Source organism: Candidatus Scalindua japonica, from assembly GCF_002443295.1.
In the GTDB taxonomy this organism is placed as follows: Bacteria; Planctomycetota; Brocadiia; order Brocadiales; family Scalinduaceae; genus Scalindua; species Scalindua japonica.
The window spans coordinates 225,221-244,175 of sequence record NZ_BAOS01000013.1 but is presented as its reverse complement, the minus strand read 5'-3'; the positions used below and the strand labels follow the sequence as shown (position 1 = coordinate 244,175).

The 18,955-nt window shown below is 37.6% G+C and carries 15 protein-coding genes and 2 tRNA genes; 12 read left to right on the top strand and 5 right to left on the bottom strand.

What is annotated here, in order from left to right; genetic code table 11:
• Positions 1-17 precede the first annotated feature (17 nt).
• On the bottom strand, positions 18-3,578 hold the full coding sequence (locus SCALIN_RS08555; protein WP_133111777.1) for an AsmA-like C-terminal region-containing protein: 3,561 nt from the start codon (positions 3,576-3,578) through the stop codon (positions 18-20).
• A 1,050-nt stretch (positions 3,579-4,628) separates the two neighbouring features.
• Between SCALIN_RS08555 and SCALIN_RS08550 the strand changes: the two genes are divergently transcribed.
• From SCALIN_RS08550 to SCALIN_RS08530, 5 genes are all read left to right on the top strand, one after another.
• Positions 4,629-6,548, top strand: coding sequence for a vWA domain-containing protein (locus SCALIN_RS08550; protein ID WP_096894083.1), 1,920 nt, complete (start codon positions 4,629-4,631; stop codon positions 6,546-6,548).
• Positions 6,545-9,190, top strand: a complete 2,646-nt coding sequence (locus tag SCALIN_RS08545) for a VWA domain-containing protein (RefSeq protein ID WP_096894082.1) — start codon at positions 6,545-6,547, stop codon at positions 9,188-9,190. The genes SCALIN_RS08550 and SCALIN_RS08545 overlap by 4 nt, the downstream gene beginning before the upstream one ends.
• A gap of 6 nt (positions 9,191-9,196) precedes the next feature.
• Positions 9,197-9,997 (top strand): PDZ domain-containing protein, encoded by an 801-nt coding sequence (locus SCALIN_RS08540; protein ID WP_096894081.1) that lies wholly within the window; start codon positions 9,197-9,199, stop codon positions 9,995-9,997.
• 267 nt (positions 9,998-10,264) lie between these two features.
• The gene (locus SCALIN_RS08535; protein WP_096894080.1) at positions 10,265-11,251 is read left to right on the top strand and encodes a hypothetical protein; all 987 of its coding nucleotides are present in this window, start codon (positions 10,265-10,267) and stop codon (positions 11,249-11,251) included.
• Positions 11,248-11,853, top strand: coding sequence for an Lcl C-terminal domain-containing protein (locus SCALIN_RS08530; RefSeq protein ID WP_096894079.1), 606 nt, complete (start codon positions 11,248-11,250; stop codon positions 11,851-11,853). Before SCALIN_RS08535 ends, SCALIN_RS08530 begins: the two co-directional genes overlap by 4 nt.
• A 107-nt stretch (positions 11,854-11,960) precedes the next feature.
• On the opposite strand, the gene SCALIN_RS08525 is transcribed toward SCALIN_RS08530, so the two are convergent.
• The 3 genes from SCALIN_RS08525 to SCALIN_RS08510 all read right to left on the bottom strand — a co-directional run bounded on the left by SCALIN_RS08525 (position 11,961) and on the right by SCALIN_RS08510 (position 14,047).
• Positions 11,961-13,031 carry a DUF1573 domain-containing protein gene (locus tag SCALIN_RS08525; RefSeq protein ID WP_133111775.1) on the bottom strand — a complete coding sequence of 357 codons (1,071 nt, stop codon included), beginning with the start codon at positions 13,029-13,031 and terminating at the stop codon, positions 11,961-11,963.
• A gap of 844 nt (positions 13,032-13,875) precedes the next feature.
• Positions 13,876-13,952 (bottom strand) — tRNA-His (locus SCALIN_RS08515).
• A 21-nt stretch (positions 13,953-13,973) separates the two neighbouring features.
• Positions 13,974-14,047 (bottom strand) — tRNA-Arg (locus SCALIN_RS08510).
• 564 nt (positions 14,048-14,611) lie between these two features.
• Between SCALIN_RS08510 and SCALIN_RS23360 the strand changes: the two genes are divergently transcribed.
• The 4 genes from SCALIN_RS23360 to nqrA all read left to right on the top strand — a co-directional run bounded on the left by SCALIN_RS23360 (position 14,612) and on the right by nqrA (position 17,078).
• Positions 14,612-14,734, top strand: coding sequence for a hypothetical protein (locus SCALIN_RS23360; protein ID WP_261341009.1), 123 nt, complete (start codon positions 14,612-14,614; stop codon positions 14,732-14,734).
• A 288-nt stretch (positions 14,735-15,022) separates the two neighbouring features.
• A complete protein-coding gene (locus SCALIN_RS08505) occupies positions 15,023-15,244 on the top strand; it encodes a hypothetical protein (RefSeq protein WP_096894076.1) in 222 nt (73 codons plus the stop codon).
• The gene (locus tag SCALIN_RS24260; RefSeq protein WP_096894075.1) at positions 15,217-15,552 is read left to right on the top strand and encodes a type II toxin-antitoxin system PemK/MazF family toxin; all 336 of its coding nucleotides are present in this window, start codon (positions 15,217-15,219) and stop codon (positions 15,550-15,552) included. Before SCALIN_RS08505 ends, SCALIN_RS24260 begins: the two co-directional genes overlap by 28 nt.
• A 539-nt stretch (positions 15,553-16,091) precedes the next feature.
• Positions 16,092-17,078, top strand: a complete 987-nt coding sequence (gene nqrA, locus SCALIN_RS23865) for an NADH:ubiquinone reductase (Na(+)-transporting) subunit A (protein ID WP_096894074.1) — start codon at positions 16,092-16,094, stop codon at positions 17,076-17,078.
• Positions 17,079-17,607: 529 nt separating this feature from the next.
• Here nqrA and SCALIN_RS22080 read toward each other — a convergent pair.
• A complete protein-coding gene (locus SCALIN_RS22080; protein WP_162532222.1) occupies positions 17,608-17,775 on the bottom strand; it encodes a hypothetical protein in 168 nt (55 codons plus the stop codon).
• Between the two features lie 225 nt (positions 17,776-18,000).
• Between SCALIN_RS22080 and SCALIN_RS08485 the strand changes: the two genes are divergently transcribed.
• The 3 genes from SCALIN_RS08485 to SCALIN_RS08475 all read left to right on the top strand — a co-directional run bounded on the left by SCALIN_RS08485 (position 18,001) and on the right by SCALIN_RS08475 (position 18,853).
• Complete coding sequence (locus SCALIN_RS08485) at positions 18,001-18,126, top strand: antitoxin family protein (RefSeq protein WP_096894073.1); 126 nt, start codon at positions 18,001-18,003, stop codon at positions 18,124-18,126.
• 198 nt (positions 18,127-18,324) lie between these two features.
• The gene (locus SCALIN_RS08480; RefSeq protein ID WP_096894072.1) at positions 18,325-18,597 is read left to right on the top strand and encodes a UPF0175 family protein; all 273 of its coding nucleotides are present in this window, start codon (positions 18,325-18,327) and stop codon (positions 18,595-18,597) included.
• Positions 18,578-18,853 (top strand): antitoxin family protein, encoded by a 276-nt coding sequence (locus SCALIN_RS08475; protein ID WP_162532221.1) that lies wholly within the window; start codon positions 18,578-18,580, stop codon positions 18,851-18,853. The genes SCALIN_RS08480 and SCALIN_RS08475 overlap by 20 nt, the downstream gene beginning before the upstream one ends.
• Positions 18,854-18,955: the final 102 nt, after the last annotated feature.

Sequence of the window (18,955 nt, the reverse complement as noted above, 5' to 3'; positions counted from 1 at the left end):
TAAAGAACTTGTGATGATCATTTTTTCCCCTTGCCTGGTATGAGCGGTTTTATAATATTCGCCGGTGTATTCAGAGCTCTCTTTGTCGTATTCAGCAATTTTCTGCCAACAACTGAAAAGGGAAAGTATGAAATCATCGGGTTTTCAATATCGCCTTTTACTTTAACAGGAATGGAGACAAGGGTGCCGCCTAAAATGCCTCTTATTATTGGTATGTTATTTATGATAAAATCGACAGTTTTAAAAGGAGACATTAGTAACTCAAGATCTAATTCATTCGCAAAAATATCGACAGAACCATGACTGGTTACTCGCATTGAAGGAGCGTCTAAGACGTATTCATTTATCATAAAAAGACCATTCTGTATTTCTCCGTTTAGAGTCATGGATTTATACGGAAACCCTTCCTTTGTAATGCCCGGTAACTTGCCCCTGAAAGTCTCAGTAAGATTCAGGAAGGCAAAAATCTTTGCTAACAATCCAAAGCGGCTTATCTTTCCATTCTTTGCGGTACCTTCAAAATTTCCATTAAGCGACTTAACTAATTCTTTACTTGCTCCACGTGCCATTGCCTGAGCCTCAAGGTGAAGCTCACCCGTTATAAAATCGTTTTTATCACCAAAACATTGTATTGTTGTACTTAATTCTTGATTACGGCTCTGTAATTGAAAATCTAATGATATATCCTGAGGGGTTACTTCCAATACTCCGGGGCAGGAAGTTCCGCATACATTGGCATCAATAACCTCTATGCTTATACAATCAGGGTCGAAGGAGAGTTTGGCCTGTAACGGCTCCCAGGTGTATTGGTCGAACGTGAAGGATTCCGCATCTAATCTGAGAAAACCCTTTATGGGAAGTTCCCAAAAATGGCTCTCTTCACTCTCCTCCTCTTTTTTTTTATTATCCTCATTCTTATCTTGTTTTTTATTCCCAATATCCAGGGTTTTTCTGATTGTATCCCAGTTTATTCCATCGGCAGACATAACCAAATCAAAGAGAAAACCATTTTCAGAAATATTAACATCACCATTTACTGAAAGGTGATTGTCTTTCCAGGTGAGTCTGAGAGAATCTACCATGACACTTTTGTTATCTGCATGCAATGCAATATCGTTTATGTTCAAGGGTACCTTTTGTATCCAGGGGAATGAGAAATCCCCCCCTTCAAGTATACCGTGAAATATAGAATGTTTCGGTTTATCCAACAGGATATGTGCCTCGAAATCACCCTTTATCCACTCCTTAGAAAATGGGGTATTGTGGAAAATTTTATCCGTAGTCGTATGTGACAAATTACCGGTAAAACTAAAGTCAATCACCTCTTCTTTAAGGCCGCATGCAAAAGAAGCGTTGGTTTCTGCGTCCTGAATAAGAATGTTATTAATCTTCAAGCCTTCAGCATTCAGAAACATATCAAAAGAAATTCCGGGGCCATCTTGAAACACAAGAGTACTGATAAATGATATGCCTGAATCTTTTTTCCAGGTTAGATGGGCCTCTGGTATGGAGAGTGGCGGCCTGATACTAAATTCTGCTGGTAGCTTAAAACGGTTTTCTATCCAATTCATTGATTCCTTTCCCATTTCCCCTTCGAATCCAATATCAACCTTGACAAACTCTGTCATATGATGATTAACCGTTGCTGATATTCTTAATGAACTGTCTCCTGCATTTACCTTTGCAGCTGTCAAAAGGATCTTATTCTCCACTGCTTTAAGATTTCCTTTTTCTATTTTAATTGACTCTGGGAATAGGGTTGTATCCACGATAAGATCTTCAACCTCACCCGTTGCCTCTATACTCCAGCTTTCCGGCATGGCAAGCGGACCATGCAGCTTCAATGACGAAAACCGAAGGATACCACTTACTGCTTTTACATCTTTAAGGCCTTTTTCCACTTTCTCAAATGAGTATACCCATGGGTATAATTCTTTGAGTAAAGCCAGGATCCTCCCTGATTGAATTTCTATACTGGCATCTTCTCCAAGGCTTATCCCGGCCGTAAGTTCTGAAAACAAAGAACTGCCAAATGTACCTCCCAGGTTTGTCATACTTATGTTCTCCCCATCATAATGAACCCTCCCATCATTAATCTGTAAGGGGAATGGAACCCCGTCGTAATGAGCAGAGACATTGATTCTATCAATATCCACTTTTGCGGTAATTGCGTCAAGACGTCCACCGATGACAAGTGTACCGGTAACCGTTCCTTTAACGTTTATTAGCCGTTTGATTGCACTTAAAAAGTTTTTATTTTTAGTTAATCTCTTGAGAAGTGGCGGAATTTGTTCGGCATCTGTTGTTATCTTTGTTTCAACATGAAGAGGTGCATCCTTTCCGGTAAGGCCGACGCTGATTCTTCCTTCCCTGCCGAAAGCATCTTTAAGTTTAGCATCAATTTTAGTGCCTTCCAGGATGCCCTGTTCAACAACCAGATCCCCCGTGACATTTTCCAAAATAAAATCAGGACCAGGAATTAAGATTTTACCTTCACGAATATTACCCTTTATGACAAGGTTTTCCATGTTACCAAGATCACCAAATGACCTTCCCTGACTCCTGATTACGATGTCAGGCAATCTGCCACCTTTCAAAATTTGAAAAAGTGTTTTTACTACCTCATTATCTCCTGCAAAAGCCAGAGCTTTTTCCCGTACCGTAGGAATGTCAATATCACGACCCGTAAGCTCCAGGTTGATTTGCTGCGTTTCATGATCGACAACAAAGTCTCCAATCATATTGAGCTGAGGTTGATCAAGGTCAAGATCTGTAAGAGATATTTTCGTTTTGCCTTCCTCAAAATGAAGAGAACCCTCCATGTTTTTACATTTTATGACTGATTGCATGTCTCCCTTACGTAATGTCAGATTGGGTAAGGAGCCTTTTAATCCGACCTGTAAATCATTGGGCCCATCTGTTTTAAGGTTCACAATCACCTTATCAATCGGTTCTGATATTCGATAAACAGCATCCGGTAAAAAACGGTCAAAAAGAGTCTGCGGCTGAAAGTGTCTGAGTTCAACCTCTCCCTTGCCTTTCAAATCTTTCTGGCCAAAACTCGCAATCACCGAAATATCTTTACAAATACTGGATGTACCATTTATTTTGATTTTTATCTCTTGAGAAAGACAACCAATTTCCGCCTGTACATTACGCAAGGTAAAAACCATTACAGCCTCTTCAATAAGATTGAATGCTCCATCTTTGATGGTAATTTGAAATTCCTGTAGTTCTGTTGTCAAAGGAGATAACATACCGATCACCGTATCTTTGAATGTATCAAGATTGAAGGGTTCCTTAGCTTCATTGCTTTGCTCAAAACTCCGGGGCATTACCATCTTCATATCGGGAGATTCTATCCGGATTTTGTCAATGAGAAATTTACCGATGAAAAGGGGTAATATCTTCGGAATGATGTTCAACGTCTTTATCGTTCCCTCACCCTTTTCCGGTATGGAAATACTTACCTGATGAATGACAGCATGAATGATTGGAAATATTGATAGATCAACGGTCTTATATTCCACTTTGCCGCCTACTTTTTGTGAGATAACGGTCTGGACCTTTTTCTTCATTCCTTCTGAGTTAACGAATGTTGGTCCCAGATAATGAAAGACCAAAAGCACAATCAATAAAAAACCTGATAATCCTATATATATTTTTTTTGGTAATTATTCAGCATATTTTTAACCAGCAGTAATTTCAGTTAACAAAATCAGGTAGCTTCCCTTATTTTCCCTCCCAGTAAAGTAATTCATAAGGTGTGGTTGAGATTGGAACATACAATCCCAGCATAGTATTGATGTGTCGAATGTGCTCAAATTTATTTACATTCGCTAAATGGGCACAGTTCCAATTCAGCAAAAAGTAAGAATGGTGACAGGATGCAAGGGCTAAATGAAGAGCATCTCCCTTCTGGTCATTTGGCATAATATAGTGAGTGACATACTCTTCTACAATTATAAAAGTATAACACTTGAGTTAAAGCTATTTGATCTTTTCTTTTTTCCAATTTACTTTTCTCACTATGACGGCTAGTAATCTTATTTATTATTTCTGTATAGTAACATAGTATATCCGAATTGTTTCAAGTGTATTCTTTTCAATTACATAACTGTATAGTATCTTTTATGTTAAGCCATTATGATGCGGTAGAATGCTTAATGGCAGGTGTCCAGATTTTGGAAAAGTTTGACTACAATCCTACTACAATAGCTCAAAAAGGTGGTTGTAAATACTTTTCATTTTGTCATAACTCCCTGTATGGCAATATGGGAGATACTGTACTCGAACCAGTGATCCACTTGCTTGTCCCAGTCCCCGTCCGAACGGATTCATCCGGGTGAGCGACTCATCATTCATGCGGGGAGCAAGTGTACTTCCCCGTACCCTACCGTTACTTTCGGTTTGACACTGTACTTCTTAATAAACACGAGACAACAATGTAGAAAGGTTCATCTCGCCGAAGGGCTTGTTGATATCTGCATGCCTATATGTCCTTAGATGTTACATTTGACTGTAAATATTTGTTGTAAACACATACACCTTAAGTTATTATGTTATAATAATATATATGATTTTTATCAAGCTGTAAACATGATCATAAACATTTTATTAGCTAATTTATGGGTTTTTTAAATTTAATCGCATTTGGATATTTAGCATCAATAGGACTTGTCGTATTATTCTATGTTTTTAATAAAAAGAAAAATGTAGTGCATGTGCCGAGTCTGATTCCATGGGGAATACTTAAGGAAGATACTGTACGGAGTAAAGTCTTTAAGGTAGACCTTCTTTTCCTGTTACAAGTACTCCTTATTCTACTTCTTGTTTTTTTTCTTGCAAAGCCATATCTTAAATCCAGCATAATTAATATTTCCGGAAAGAGTGTTGTTGTTGTCATTGACTCATCTGCAAGTATGCAAACTATTGAAGAGAATGGATCACGTTTTGACGAGGCCAGGTCGTATGCACTTAAAATGGTGGGTAAACTTGGTCAATCAGATAAGATGATGGTTATTTCTTCAAATTATACTTCCAGGGTTATCAGTAACTTTACGGGTGATAAAGCAAGGTTGAATAGTGTAATCAAAGACTTAATGCCAAAAGATACTGGAACCAACCTTGATGAGGGGGTAAGTCTGGGAGTTTCATTTCTTAAAAATGTAGAAAAAGGAGAGATGTATGTATTGACCGACAGATCACCGTCTTCAATAAACTATACCAATTTAAAGTCGGGAAATATAAAATTTGTTACGTTTGGAGAGAAATCTGCAAACGTTGCCATTTCGTCTCTGGATGTATATCAGGATATGTTTAAAGATTACACGGAGCGAGAAGCTTATGTAACAATTGAAAATTATTCAGATGATAGTAAAACGGTTGGGTTGAGTGTTTTCTTGAATGATGAAATCATAATGGAAAAGAAATTTGAATTATCAGGTAATGGCCAGAAAAGATTAAGTATACAAAATCTTAATGCCCCGGGTATCTTAAAAGCCAGTATACAGACGGACGATTTTCTTTCAGTTGATAATACAGCTTATGCAAAAATTAATGAAATAAAACCTATCAATATATTATTAGTTTCAGATAATTATAATCTGCAGAATGAGCTTGCGAAGATAGAAAACAGTACCAAGCGGATAATAATAACACGGATGAGTGCATCTAAGTATAAACCGGAATTTATAAAAGATTTTGATGCCGCAATTTTTCACAAGTTTGTTCCGGAAGAAAATCCCGGAATTAATTCATTGTACATAATGCCGTATTTGAACTCATCGAATTTACAGGCAGATGAGGGTAGCGCTTTCAGTAATGAACTGGTCCGAGAACACAACCTGGTGTTACAGGTAAAGATACTCGACTGGGACAATACGCATCCTGTGATGATGCATCTCAATACCCTGGATAATTTAAATATTAAGGAAGCATTTACCATGAAACTTCCCGATTGGTCAAATCCATTAATAAAGATTTCAGATAATTTAAATGATTCTCCCATTGCCTTTGCAGGTAGGTATGAAGGAAGGAAGATAGTAACATTGGGTTTTGATCTGAGTGATTTTGACTTTTCAAAATCTGACGGTTTACGGATGCTTATTATGACACTTAATATTATCCAGTGGTTAAATCCGTATGAGTCGGAAAATCATAATAAACTGTTAACAGGAGGGAAGTACAGGCTGAACTATGCCTTGACAGAAAATGTTGAAATAGTAACGCCTATAAACGAAACACTGAAATATGATGCTACTGAAACTGATTTTGTCTTTAACAAAATAGATTATACAGGAGAATACAAAATTTCAGATGCTAATCTTAATACCAGGTTTGTGGCAAATTTCTTTGATGAAAATGAGTCAAGGATTGCTCCGGAATCGACAGACAACGTAGAACTTAAATTTGAAGAGAAAGAAGCCGAAGCTCTGATAAAAGATAAAAAAACAGAATTTGGTAAATATCTTCTTTTACTTGTACCATTTTTTCTTTTTATTGAATGGTTGCTCTATCATAAGAAAGTAAGGGCAGGTACTGTATGATAAACTTTCTTAATGAGTTTGATTATCAATTTACTAATCCTGATTATCTAAAGTTTTTGTATGCACTTCCGGTTTTCTGGATTGTGTCAATATTTGCCTACCGTCATGTATCGGTTTTAAAAATCATCCTTTCTACATTTTTACGCTCTTTCGTATTCCTGCTTGTAATCCTTGTGTTAGGGGGATTCAGCGGAAAGGAGAAATCAAAGCGTGAAATCAGTGCCGTGTATTTGATGGATATGTCTGATAGTATCACATTAGAAGGAAAAGAATGGATGTGGAACTATGTAAAGGAGTTAGATGGTGTTCTGGATGAGAAGATTAAAAAGGGAGTGGTAATCTTTGGTGGTGAATCAAAAGTTATTACACCTACACTTACGGAAGATCTGAAATTGGAGGAAATACTCGGAAAAGTTACAGATTCAAATATCAGCACCGATAGGACTGATATCGCGAGTGGCTTAATGGCTACCCTTGGTATTATGCCGGAAGATTCATCTAAAATTGTTGTTCTCCTGTCAGATGGCAATGAGAACCAGGGTAAAGTGGAAAAGGCGCTTACAATGGCGACAGGTAATGATGTAAAGGTTTTTGTTGTATCTCCTCCAGATATCCGGGAAGAAGGCGAAATATTAATAAAAAAAGTTGCTGTTCCCAGGGAAATAAACGAGGGTGAGATGTTTAAAGTAAAAGTTGTGATTGACAACAGAAATGATAGAGCGGTCAAAGGCAATTTAAAGCTACACAAAGGGGGCGGTATACTACAAGAGTGGGACACTGAGTTTAAGAACGGAATAAGTGTATTTGAGGTCCCGTACCAAAGTAAAGAACAAGGATTTATAAAATTTAAAGCAGACTTAGATATTAAAGATGACGAACTCGACCTGGATAAAGAAAATAACAGTAAGTTTGCTTATGTTAATGTTTCAGGTAAAACGAGGCTGCTGTATATTAATGGCGCTAAAAACCAGAAGATGTATCTGCCTGATGCACTGAAAGATAAAACAATTGCCGTAGAGATAAAAACTCCGGACCAGATACCAAAAACTCTAAAAGAGTATCTTAAATATGATAGTATAATCTTCTCTAATGTGTCCAGAGATTTTATCAGTGCTGGACAAATGACGTTGTTAGAAAAATATGTAAAAGATTACGGTGGAGGATTTGTGATGACGTGCGGGGCAAACATCACGGCTGAAGGCGGATATTCAGGCACTAAAATAGAAGAAATACTTCCGGTTAAGATAATTGGAGGAGAACCGCCCAAAAAAAAGAAGAAAACAAGGCTCTCTTTGGTCTTGATTATAGACAAATCGGGGAGTATGCTGGGCAGGAAGATGCTCTTTGCCAAAAAGGCATCAATTGAACTGATTAAACAGCTGAAAGTAAATGACAATTTTGGTATTGTTGCGTTTGATACAGCACCGTATACAATTGTTGAACTGAAGAAAAAAGAAGAAGTCCAGAAAGAAATCATTAGAAAGCTGAGTATGTTAAAAGCGGATGGAGGAACGGATATTTTTCCTGCCATGGACTCCGCTTATCGCCAAATTATGAGAACAGATTCAAAAGTGAATCATGTTATTTTGCTTTCTGATGGAAACACGAAATCAATATATTATCATTATAATAGAATGATCAGTAAGTTTCAGCAGGCAAATATAACGGTTTCGACCATTGCTCTTGGGACGTGGCTCGTGAATACAAAACTGTTGGAAGATATAGCGAAGAAGACAAAGGGACAGTTTTATCAGATAACTGATATAATAAGGTTACCCAGGTTAATAGTAAAGGACTCGGAACATTTTGTTTCACAATCAGATTTCCATGAAGAGCATTTCTATCCGACAATTAACCAGGAGAGCCAGATATTGAAAGGTATTTACGACAAACAGTTTCCTCCGTTAAAAGGGCATACAATCACAGAAGCAAAGGAGAATGTTGAAGTCCCGCTCGTAACGAACATAATGGGGAAGACAGACCCAATTCTGGCTAATTGGAGATACGGGCTGGGTAAGGTGGTTGTTTACGCGTCTGACGCAAATGCACGATGGTCTTCAAAGTGGATTAACTGGGCAATGTTTAATAAGTTCTGGTCTCAGGTAGTGAGATGGTCTATGCGGGATATATCTAAAGCGAATTATGATATTAAGGTAAAAACGGATGATGATACAGTCTCCTTGCAGATAGAACCGTCATCTCTACTAAAAGATGATACAAAGTTGGAAGTGAGATTACTATCACCGGATTATATTGAAAATGGACAAAAGCTTCTTCTCAAACAGGTAGCTCCGAAAAGATATATCTCGGAACTGAATGGCGTTAATCCGGGTACCTATAATTTGAAAATATCAAGGGTGAGACGCGGAAAGGTTATAGATTTAAAGACTAAAGGGTTGATTGTGCCGGAAAAGACAGCAACAATACCGCTTGAATATGCGGTTAAAGACAATAATATTTCGCAGCTTAATAATATTGCGGAGATTACAGGTGGCAAGTATAATCCGTTAAAGGAAGAGATAACGGTAGAAGAACAAGAGGTGATAATTTCTAAGGGACTCGAAGGCTTTCTTATTCCCCTGGCTCTTCTTCTGTTCATTATCGATATTGCAGTAAGAAAATTAAATAGACAAGGGAATTGAGATAACATGAGATTATATATTTTGTTTTTTATTACTATCGTTTCTTTGGGTACTTGTATTTCAACGGTTCATGCACAATCAATATTCTCCGGAATGATTTTTTCTGAGAAGAAGGAGGGTTTAAAGATCGTTGAAGTACAGTCAGGAAGCCCCGGCTTTGACGCGGGATTAAAGAGTGGCGATATAATCCTTGAAATAGAAGGTAAGAAAATAAGATCATTACCGGATTATGTAAAAATCTCGAAAGAGATAAAAAATAAAAAGGTTGAGGTGTCATTGGTAATCATTAGAAAGGACATTGAATATGATGTTTCAATAAAAATCTATAGTCTTCCGGTTCTTCAGAATTGGAAAGAAAAAGTGGCTAAACCCATTAAGCTTCCACGGGGGCTGACAAAGACACCATATATATACTGGGTAGGCAAGGGGTACAGGATATTAGTAGAACATGTGAATAATAAACCTGTTGATACAAAGATTGCAAATTACAATGAAGCCTTAGAGTATCTTTTTTATGCGTTACACTATCGACCGGAATCCATAGATACCGCTCTTCAGGTTGCCATTGTCTATCGTAGACTTGGAAGCCTTTATATGGAAAAGAAAATGGTAAAAGAAGGTGTGGAGAATTACAGAAAATCCATTAAATTCTATGGAGCTTGCTACAAAAAGAGTGACAGAGAAGACTATCTTAATAAAATCCTGACGAATTTACAGGAAATAGGAGAAGAGCTGAGTAATATTAAATCTAACAGAGTGGAACCGGTATTAGAGACGAAAAGAAAGAACCTGCGCATTCCTCAATAATAGAGAGCGTATGATTACCTGACCTGGTATTTCTGTGCCTTGAGAGGGTTTAGCACAAATTGGCATGGATAGAGAGAACATTAAACCTCTGGTTTTCTAAATTTCACTCGTTATTGCAGGGACTGGTTACGTTTTTGTAATGAATGATAACTATAAATTTGCTTTTCATCTTGTCGTATGAACCTCCGACTGCCAATAAGTCGGGCAGGGTTTCATCTAAGGGGGGGGATGAGGACAAGCATTATTGACTGAAGGGGTTTTTGTCTGATGTTAATAAAATATTTTGTTTGCCTTTTAATGTGCCTGTTAATGTTTGCAGGTTGCCAGACTACGAAGGTGGCATATAAAAAGGAGTACTCAAGGTATGTAAACAATTTGGCAATTTTACATTATCCTGAAAGCCCGCAAATGAAAGTAAATATCAGAAACGATGAAATGTTTATTTCATCGTTGGTTGCGGGGCCTGCCATTTTGCCGCAATTGATGATGCTGTTAGCTAAGAGTTCAGCGAACGAAGAAGACTCTGTTGCCTTTAATGAGATAATTTTTGACTTGAACATTGGCGATGTATTATGTGAAAAACTTAATACCAAGTTTCAACTCTGTTCCTATTTTCATGTAGTACCTCAAAAAAGTATTGTGAAGGACCAGGCTGTCTGGAAACTACTGGAGAAAAAAGATAAAGAGGTTAAAGACTATTCACAAATAGGTGTCAGATTGGGCATTGATACGATACTTGAGGCAGATGTATTATCGTTTGGTATAAAGGATCCCGGTATTTTTTCTGATCCTTATGTTTTTATGGAGATCGATGTTAAGATGACAACGGCAGCTGAGGGAACGGTTATATGGAGAGATACAGTAGAAGCAAGGACTGAAATAGGAGTAAGTACGCTGGATTTTGTAGACATGGTATATACAGATACAGAATATCTGAGGAAAAAGCTGGAAGAGGTCACAGATGCTGTTTCAGAACTATGTATTGAGAAAATGGGGTTTGATACAAACTATACATATCTGCTGGAAGAGGACTATATAGAGAAAAGCAAGCATAAGATAAATGTTGCTGAAAAACTACCCGAATTGAATCTTTTACGGTATGAAAATCTAATTACTAAAGCGGAATACGATGAGGCGAAATCTAATTTGATAGAAAAAGCAAAGGACAGAAATGCTGTTGTATCGGTAGATACTGCTACTGACAAGACACTGAGCGTGGATACTGCAGCAAGAATAAATCCGGAGGTGAAATGAATACTAACATGAGACAGTACTTCTTCATACAAACCATGGCCTTTTTATTCATATCTTTACTTGTCCCGATAATACAATCAACAGCAGAAGAGACGCTGCCACAAATAGAACTCCGTTCGTCAGATATGAATTTATCTGTTTCTCAAGTGCAGTCAATGCCGAATATTGCTATACGTAGTAAGAAATCATGGGGCTTTTATGGACACAGTACAATACAGCATGCATATGAAGTGAGGACAATTGGAGACAACAAAGTGGTTATAGATCATACTACCGGTTTAATGTGGCATCAGTCCGGTTCTTACGATTATATGAAAAGGAAGGAAATCAAGAAATGGATAAGGAGCTTGAACAGAAGCGGATATGCCGGGCATCACGATTGGCGAGTGCCTACCGTAGAGGAGGCGTCGTCACTGTTGGAATCAAGCGAAAAGAATGGAAACCTGTTTATAGATGATGTATTTGATAAAAAACAGAGATGGATCTGGACGAGTGACAGTTGTAGTTCAGGTGGTATGTGGCGAGTATACTTTGACGATGGTTATGTTGATTGGGGAGACGTAGGTCTCCTTTTTGTTCGCCCGGTTCGCAAAACAAGATGAGATGCAATTTTATATTTTCAACAATAATAATGTTAAATAACTTGAAGGTGACAGGCATGAACTGGCAAACATGGTTAATTACAATTCTGTCTTAAATGTTCCTGAGATTAAGAATTCTTAGCTTTGTGTACCACTCCTGTTATGGGTATATTAATAACAGGCTGCTCTTTGCTGTTGGTAGTAAGCTCAAGTAAACCGTCTATTTTGCCAACAGGAGCGTCATTGTGCAGTTTTATTTCAATCAAACAGTGAGGGTTATTTTGTTCATATCTTTCATTAATGTTAATGCTTAAACAGTCCGGTGATACTTTGGTATTTAAGATTTTTATGCTATTTTCGTTTATCTTAACATAAAGTCTTCTTGTTATCTCTTTTCCTTCCGAAATATTTCCAAAATATAACCTTTTCTGGTTGATGACAAGGTCGCCTTCAACTACACCATAAAAAATAATACTGGCTTTTGGTTGCTTGTCGCTGTTAGTGTCCAGAAATATTTTGCCACTGAATCTCCCGATTTTATGATAATTTTTTAATGTTGCAGCTACTGTATATTCTCCATTCTGCCCTTCCATCGCAGTGGCCTCTACAAATGGTTTTGATGATGTAGCTTTTGTTATCTTAAAATCAGGGCCTGATTGTGATTTCACTGAGACTTTGACTGTTTTGTCTGATTGATTATCCACACGGAAAGAGCCAAAGTTAATATTTTGTGGTTTGATACTGATCTCTTCAATAATTTCTCCGGAAAGTGTTAGCTTATAACTAGGTGTATCCGGATCATTACTTAAAACGGCTATTGTTTTTCTGGCATGTCCCCTGTAGCTTCTTGAATTAAATGTGGCCTTAATCTCTCCTGTTTTACCAGGTAGAATTGTATTGTGAGAGAGTACTACTGCAGTGCATCCGCAGGATGGTTTTACTTTTTGTATTTCCAGTGTGTCATTACCGCGGTTTTCAAACTTATATACATGTTCAACCTTATTGCCTTTATAAACTTTATCGAAATTAAAGTCCGGATGTTCAAAGAAGATTTTTGGCTTCTTTCTGGAAACGCTGTTATCGCTGTTTTTGTCGTTGCTTGGAACATTTTGTGCGGGCAGCAATTCAACATTTATGAAAAGCTGCACCATAAGAACAAACAATAAGCAGGCAGAAAATGTAATGTATGGTCTCTTCATATTGGATGTAATTATAATTAATGATATAAAACAAAACAAGCTAGTTTTTAAAATTTGTTTTCTTGGTAAACAGCTACAATAATAGACTTGTTATTCTTTAATTTTTTCATATCGTAAATATGGGGGAATATTACCCACATGCTACTATCCCCCTCCACTTGTCTTAAAATATTAAAAATTAAGATGTTATAACAAATTTAAAAGAGGATTATAAAATTACCTGGGGGAATTTTCTTTACCCAATAAATACCAGAAAAGACAAATGAATAACTTTTTGCTGCTTTGTTTAGCTTCTTAAGTCATATTATATCATTGTGTTAGTGTAAATAGAGTTTTGTGAGTTTGCGGTGTAAAATAGATTTGGCATACTGTTTGTGTGTTTATTTACAAGAACAGTCAGTTGGTTGAAACATTTATAGAGAATTATTGTGTCAGGCCGGTGCCAAGAATGCATTAGGTACGGATCATAAGTATTGAGTTGGTTATTTTATCCAGCAAATAATAGCTTGAAAATAAAATTGTTTGACTTGTTATTAAACTATATAAAGCGCTGAAATAGGGGGAAAGTAGTAATGAAAAGCAATTACAGTTGTTTAAAGCCAAAGAGTAAGAGAAAAGTAACTAGAAATGTACCAGTATCTACTGATACTAATAATTTGAATAAAAGTAGATTGTGTTTAAAATGTGGGGAGAGGTTTCTCAGCACTGGCCCGTATAACCGTTTGTGTGAGGCGTGTGTTGCAACAAATGAAAAAATAGCACCAAAAACAGTTTGTGTGGGGCCAACATATATAGATGAATTAAATCATTAACATATCGCCTTAATGGAGTTGTAAAGGAAATATGGGGTGAGCAAGGGGATTCGAACCCCCGACCCCCAGAACCACAATCTGGTGCTCTAACCAACTGAGCTATGCTCACCACATTAAGAATTGACTACTATACGCCAGGGAGGATTCGAACCTCCGACCCTCAGATTAGAAATCTGATGCTCTATCCAGCTGAGCTACTGGCGCTTAGTTCGCAAACCCCTTATACGTCAGCTACTTATGAATTAAACACGTATTGTAGAATACCATCTAAAGCACCCTTACAAACACTGTTTGTCTACGGTAAATCCTGTAAAAGTACGGTAAATCAAAAAAAGATTATATATTTGAAAAAATAAAATTGCAAGAGGAATAATATCTTATGTGTTAATCTAAGTATTGCATTTAAGACAATATACATAGAAGCCATTGAGGGATGGCCATGTATGGTCTGGTTTTCTTAATTCCCAAATATTCTCTTGCTGAAACAAACAAGGTGGTTTCTTTAGTAATGGCTTCTGTAATAACAAAGAATGTGGCAAATGTTTAGTTGCGAGGACTGACTCTGACCCCCTCTTGTTTTTGGCAGGAAGTATCGTTCTTCAGTGTAAATGGTTGAGGTTGAATAAAAAGGAAGGTGTGTTTGTCGTTTAAATTATTGTCTTACCACTTGACAGCCTTTATTTGTTCCTTTAAGCGGTGAAGAGATCGCATAAAGTTCAAAATTCATGATTTGTTCTAATTCAACAATTAAAAAGAGGGGAGTTAGAAATGTCAAAACAGGTGGTTTTAGAATTTCCGGTAGATTTACCTGAAAAAAACTTACAAAACAAGGAAGCATTAAAGAACGGGAAAGAAGGAATAGTTCGTATTTTCTCGATTCTGATAAAATAAAAATCGAAAACTTATAGTTTATAAAACTATGGTTTTGACATATTTTATTGTTACTCGCTTAAAATCTCTTACCCCAAACCTTAGCTTACCTTTTGTATATCTGTAAATCGTATTGTTTACATTTCCTCTTGATTTTGTTAATTACTTGAGTATTATAAACCTTAAATTATCTACAGTATTTCATGCTATGCATATGTACCATCTAGATTTATAGGATAAATATGTAAATTAAGCTTAGGTGTAAGAAAGAGCAATCAACTGTATAATTAAAGTAGAGGAGGTATCAATATGATTCGTACAATAGAAGCTACAATTGATCAGAAAGGCCGTATTAAATTGTCAGAACCAGTAAAACTGCCGTCATCCTGCAGGGCGTTAGTAATGATATTGGAGGAAAAACCATTAATCCATGTCAATGAAGAAGCTATACTAAGTGAAGAAGCTCTTGCAGAAGATTGGAACCGTCCAGAGGAGGATGAGGCATGGCAGCACCTTCAAGAGGCTCAGTAGTATTAATACCTTTCCCGTTTTCTGACTTATCACAGTCAAAATTACGTCCATCTGTAGTTTTAGCGTCATCTTCAAAAGGAGATTGGATTCTTTGCCAGGTTACAAGTAAACGATATATTGATCCAAAAGCTGTTGAACTATCAAATCGTGATTTCCAAACAGGCTCTTTACGAGATACCAGTTTTGCACGCCCTGGAAAACTTTTTACCGCAAACAATAGTTTAATAATTTCAGAAGTAGGTAAATTGAAAGGTAATATATATAACTCAATTATTACGTCAGTTATAGATATATTAAAAGAAGGCTGATAAGCAAACGGCAGCTGATCAATGGGTTCAAATAGCCTATCGAGAAGCAACTTTTTTTTAACGGAACCGGGGTTGAAATCAAGAATTTTAGTTTTATAAATCTGATCAGTAAAATGAATATAAAGAGATCATCTATATTGAAAACCTGAAACTGTTGAGGAAAAGTTGCAAAAATATATTTTTTACCTTTAGGCACTTCAAACCTGGCTTTGGCTACGCCGAGTTACAATAGCACCATGCAGTCAAGGGGAGATTTCCCCCTTTTTTCCCCTGGCACAAACCTCCGTTTGCATTATAGGTTTGGTATCAGATTGAATCCGTGAGATCCGGAACTCCGAATTTACTAAAACTGCTTGACTTTCGTCTTCATATTTTCTATACAATACCTAAGTTCTACAATACAAATTTCTAATATTGCTACATATTTAAATCGAGTGGTTACCTTGCCCAATCTGTTGATCTTCATGTTCCTGGTCATCAGAACACCCTGGATTTTTCTGGTAACGTGAAATCAGAATTCTCCATTTAAGAAAATTAAAATGTTTAGAATTCGCAAAGGTCTGGATCTGCCGATTACCGGAGCACCTGCCCAGAATATCGATTCCGGGCCAACGGTGAATCGCGTTGCCCTGGTGGGCGATGATTACATTGGCATGAAGCCCAAGATGGTGGTTCAGGTGGGTGATTCGGTCAAGCTGGGACAGATTCTGTTTGAAGATAAAAAAACACCTGGGGTACAGTTTACCTCACCCGGATGCGGGAAGGTAGTTGCTGTCAATCGTGGGGACAAGCGCAAGTTTGAATCCATTGTCATTGAACTGGAAGGCGAGGATGAAGAAACCTTCCCGTCATTCAACGCCGCGAAACTGGATAGCCTGGAGCGTGCTGAGGTGCAGGATATGTTAATTCAATCCGGCATGTGGACGGTGCTTCGCACCCGGCCATACAGTAAGGTGCCGGCCCCATACAGCGCACCGCACTCGATTTTCGTTACCGCTATGGATACCAACCCGCTGGCGTGCGATCCTGCTCCGATCATTAAAGAGCATGCAGAGGATTTTTGCCATGGTTTGCAAATCATTTCCCGAATGTCGGACGGCCCAGTGTATATCTGCAAGTGTCCCGGTGTAGATATCCCGGGCGATGGAATCGCCAGCGTATCGATGCAGGAGTTTACCGGGCCCCACCCGGCAGGGTTGACTGGCACGCACATTCATTTCCTGGATCCGGTCAGTGATCAAAAAACCGTGTGGAGTATCAACTATCAGGATGTCATTGCGGTCGGACGGCTGTTTACTACCGGCAGGCTTTATCTGGAGCGGGTGGTTTCTCTGGCAGGACCGAAGGTGAAAAACCCAAGATTGATCCGGACTCGGGTGGGAGCTGCCATCGATGAACTGGTCACAGGCGAATTGAACAGTGATAATGTGCGGGTTATATCCGGTTCCGTGTTTTCGGGCCGGCAGGCCAGAGGCGGCTATGCTTTTCTGGGGACTATTAATCTTTATCTCTGTTGTCTCCCGTAATGATTGGATTATATCTCCAAACCTTCCAAATAGCTCATTGATAGACTTTCTAATAGAGAGGTAAACCATCGCATCAGACCCATCATCTCCATTGCCAAGATGTACCTGTCTGGTCTTGAATTCCTCAATAACCATTCCATTGGAACACTGAACCCTGAATAGCCTCGGTTCAAGTCTTAATGCCTTATGACCAGTTTCAGAATTGGTAAGGAGAAATCCTCCAATCAACAGATCGTCTTTGTGTCTGACAAAATCCTTTTCAGCCCTCCTTATCCACGTATTTACGTTTCTGACTAAAAGTTCAGGTATTTCACTTTCCATCTTATTGTAGTACTTGGTTGGTATTTCAAGTCTCTCTGCTATCTGAGAGTGGCAGGGTTTCGTAATTGAGAATGAGTTGTTACCACCTACTTGAAGTCCTATCTGATTCTCTGACAATACCATTTCAAGCTGAGATGAATTGATCTTCTTATCCCATTTCAATGGTTTCTGTCTCTCCAACTCTTCAATTAAAGTCTGTAATTTCATCCTACACCTCCTTTCTAGATTTTGTTGATTGTATATTTTCTATATCCACCATTTCGTTTAAGGCTTTCCTTAGAACATCATTGACTAGGTCCGTCATATGAATACCTCTTGCTTTGGCTATTTGATAAATTCTGGTAGTTAGCTCAGGCTTTATCTTTGGACTGTACATAGTTTCCTCCTATATGAAATTTAATGAACAATTGTTTTTGGCAGAAAGTATCTATAATCAGTCTAAATGATAGGGGTAGAATATATAGGAGGGTGTATTTGTCGTTTGAGTCAAACCTATCTATCCACTTGACAGTCTTTATTTGTTCCTTTAAGCTGTGAAGAGATAGCATAAGGCAAATATATGAATTAATATAATTCAAAAACAATAGAAAAGAGGTTAAAGATGGAAAAAACGATAAGGGCTAGATTTTCCAAGGGAGTAATAAAACCTTTAGAGAAAGTTGATGTAGATGAAGGAAGACAGATTGCTGTTACAATAAAAAAGCTGGGGGGGGAAAGAGGAAGTTAAAAAACCCGTCAAAATTCCGCATCACTTGGTTAAAGCAGATACGCTTTTGAAATATGCTGGATTAGTTTCTATCGGTGGTGATGCTGTAAAGGAGTCGGAATATTATGATAAATGTGTTAATCTAATTTAAAAAATATTTTAGAATCAGTTATTTTATGAAATAGTTTCTATTGATAATTAAAGAAGCGGGATTTAACAATGTCTAAAAAGATCGTTTTAGAATTTCCGGTGGATTTACCAGATGAATGTCTACAAGACAAACAAGCCTTACAGAAAGGGAAAGAAGGAATAGTATTAGAACTTTTGCAAAAGGCGGAGATCTCTCAAGGAAAAGCAGCCGAGCTTTTGGGAATAGACAGACATACTCTTTTTGATTTGATGGCTAAGTATGATATTCCTGTGGTTAGCTTTTCACCAGAGGAACTCCAACGTCAAAGGGAGGTGGATAAAGATGAACCATGGGAAACATGAATATAAGAAAACTATTAGAGTAAAATTTTCCAAAGGTGTATTCCATCCTTTGGAAAAGATAAATATACCAGAAGGAAAGGAAGTTGTTATTGCCATTCCAGATGAGCCAAAAAAGAAATGTTTTGCAGATGCTCTTGATGAAACATATGGTAGTTGGAAAGACACAATTGATTGTGATAAATTTATTAAAGATATTTATGTTAAAGATATTTATGCTGATCGGCACATTAGCACAAGGCCAGAGGTGAAACTATGAGATATTTAGCCATAGACTTTAACAGACAAAGCTCTAAAAGAAAAAGACGAAGATTTTAACGCAGAGGTGCAGAGAACGCAGAAGGAAGAAATGTAATACCAC

Bases quoted from the DNA above. Each gene is read 5' to 3' on its own strand.
- nqrA (WP_096894074.1), top strand. From the start codon at position 16,092: ATGTTTAGAATTCGCAAAGGTCTGGATCTGCCGATTACCGGAGCACCT.
- SCALIN_RS08475 (WP_162532221.1), top strand. From the start codon at position 18,578: ATGAACCATGGGAAACATGAATATAAGAAAACTATTAGAGTAAAATTT.
- SCALIN_RS08555 (WP_133111777.1), bottom strand. From the start codon at position 3,578: ATGAAGAAAAAGGTCCAGACCGTTATCTCACAAAAAGTAGGCGGCAAA.
- SCALIN_RS08535 (WP_096894080.1), top strand. From the start codon at position 10,265: ATGTTAATAAAATATTTTGTTTGCCTTTTAATGTGCCTGTTAATGTTT.
- SCALIN_RS08480 (WP_096894072.1), top strand. From the start codon at position 18,325: ATGTCTAAAAAGATCGTTTTAGAATTTCCGGTGGATTTACCAGATGAA.
- SCALIN_RS08550 (WP_096894083.1), top strand. From the start codon at position 4,629: ATGGGTTTTTTAAATTTAATCGCATTTGGATATTTAGCATCAATAGGA.
- SCALIN_RS08505 (WP_096894076.1), top strand. From the start codon at position 15,023: ATGATTCGTACAATAGAAGCTACAATTGATCAGAAAGGCCGTATTAAA.
- SCALIN_RS08540 (WP_096894081.1), top strand. From the start codon at position 9,197: ATGAGATTATATATTTTGTTTTTTATTACTATCGTTTCTTTGGGTACT.
- SCALIN_RS08485 (WP_096894073.1), top strand. From the start codon at position 18,001: ATGGAAAAAACGATAAGGGCTAGATTTTCCAAGGGAGTAATAAAACCT.
- SCALIN_RS08525 (WP_133111775.1), bottom strand. From the start codon at position 13,031: ATGAAGAGACCATACATTACATTTTCTGCCTGCTTATTGTTTGTTCTT.
- SCALIN_RS08530 (WP_096894079.1), top strand. From the start codon at position 11,248: ATGAATACTAACATGAGACAGTACTTCTTCATACAAACCATGGCCTTT.
- SCALIN_RS22080 (WP_162532222.1), bottom strand. From the start codon at position 17,775: ATGTACAGTCCAAAGATAAAGCCTGAGCTAACTACCAGAATTTATCAA.
- SCALIN_RS24260 (WP_096894075.1), top strand. From the start codon at position 15,217: ATGGCAGCACCTTCAAGAGGCTCAGTAGTATTAATACCTTTCCCGTTT.
- SCALIN_RS23360 (WP_261341009.1), top strand. From the start codon at position 14,612: ATGTCAAAACAGGTGGTTTTAGAATTTCCGGTAGATTTACCTGAAAAA.
- SCALIN_RS08545 (WP_096894082.1), top strand. From the start codon at position 6,545: ATGATAAACTTTCTTAATGAGTTTGATTATCAATTTACTAATCCTGAT.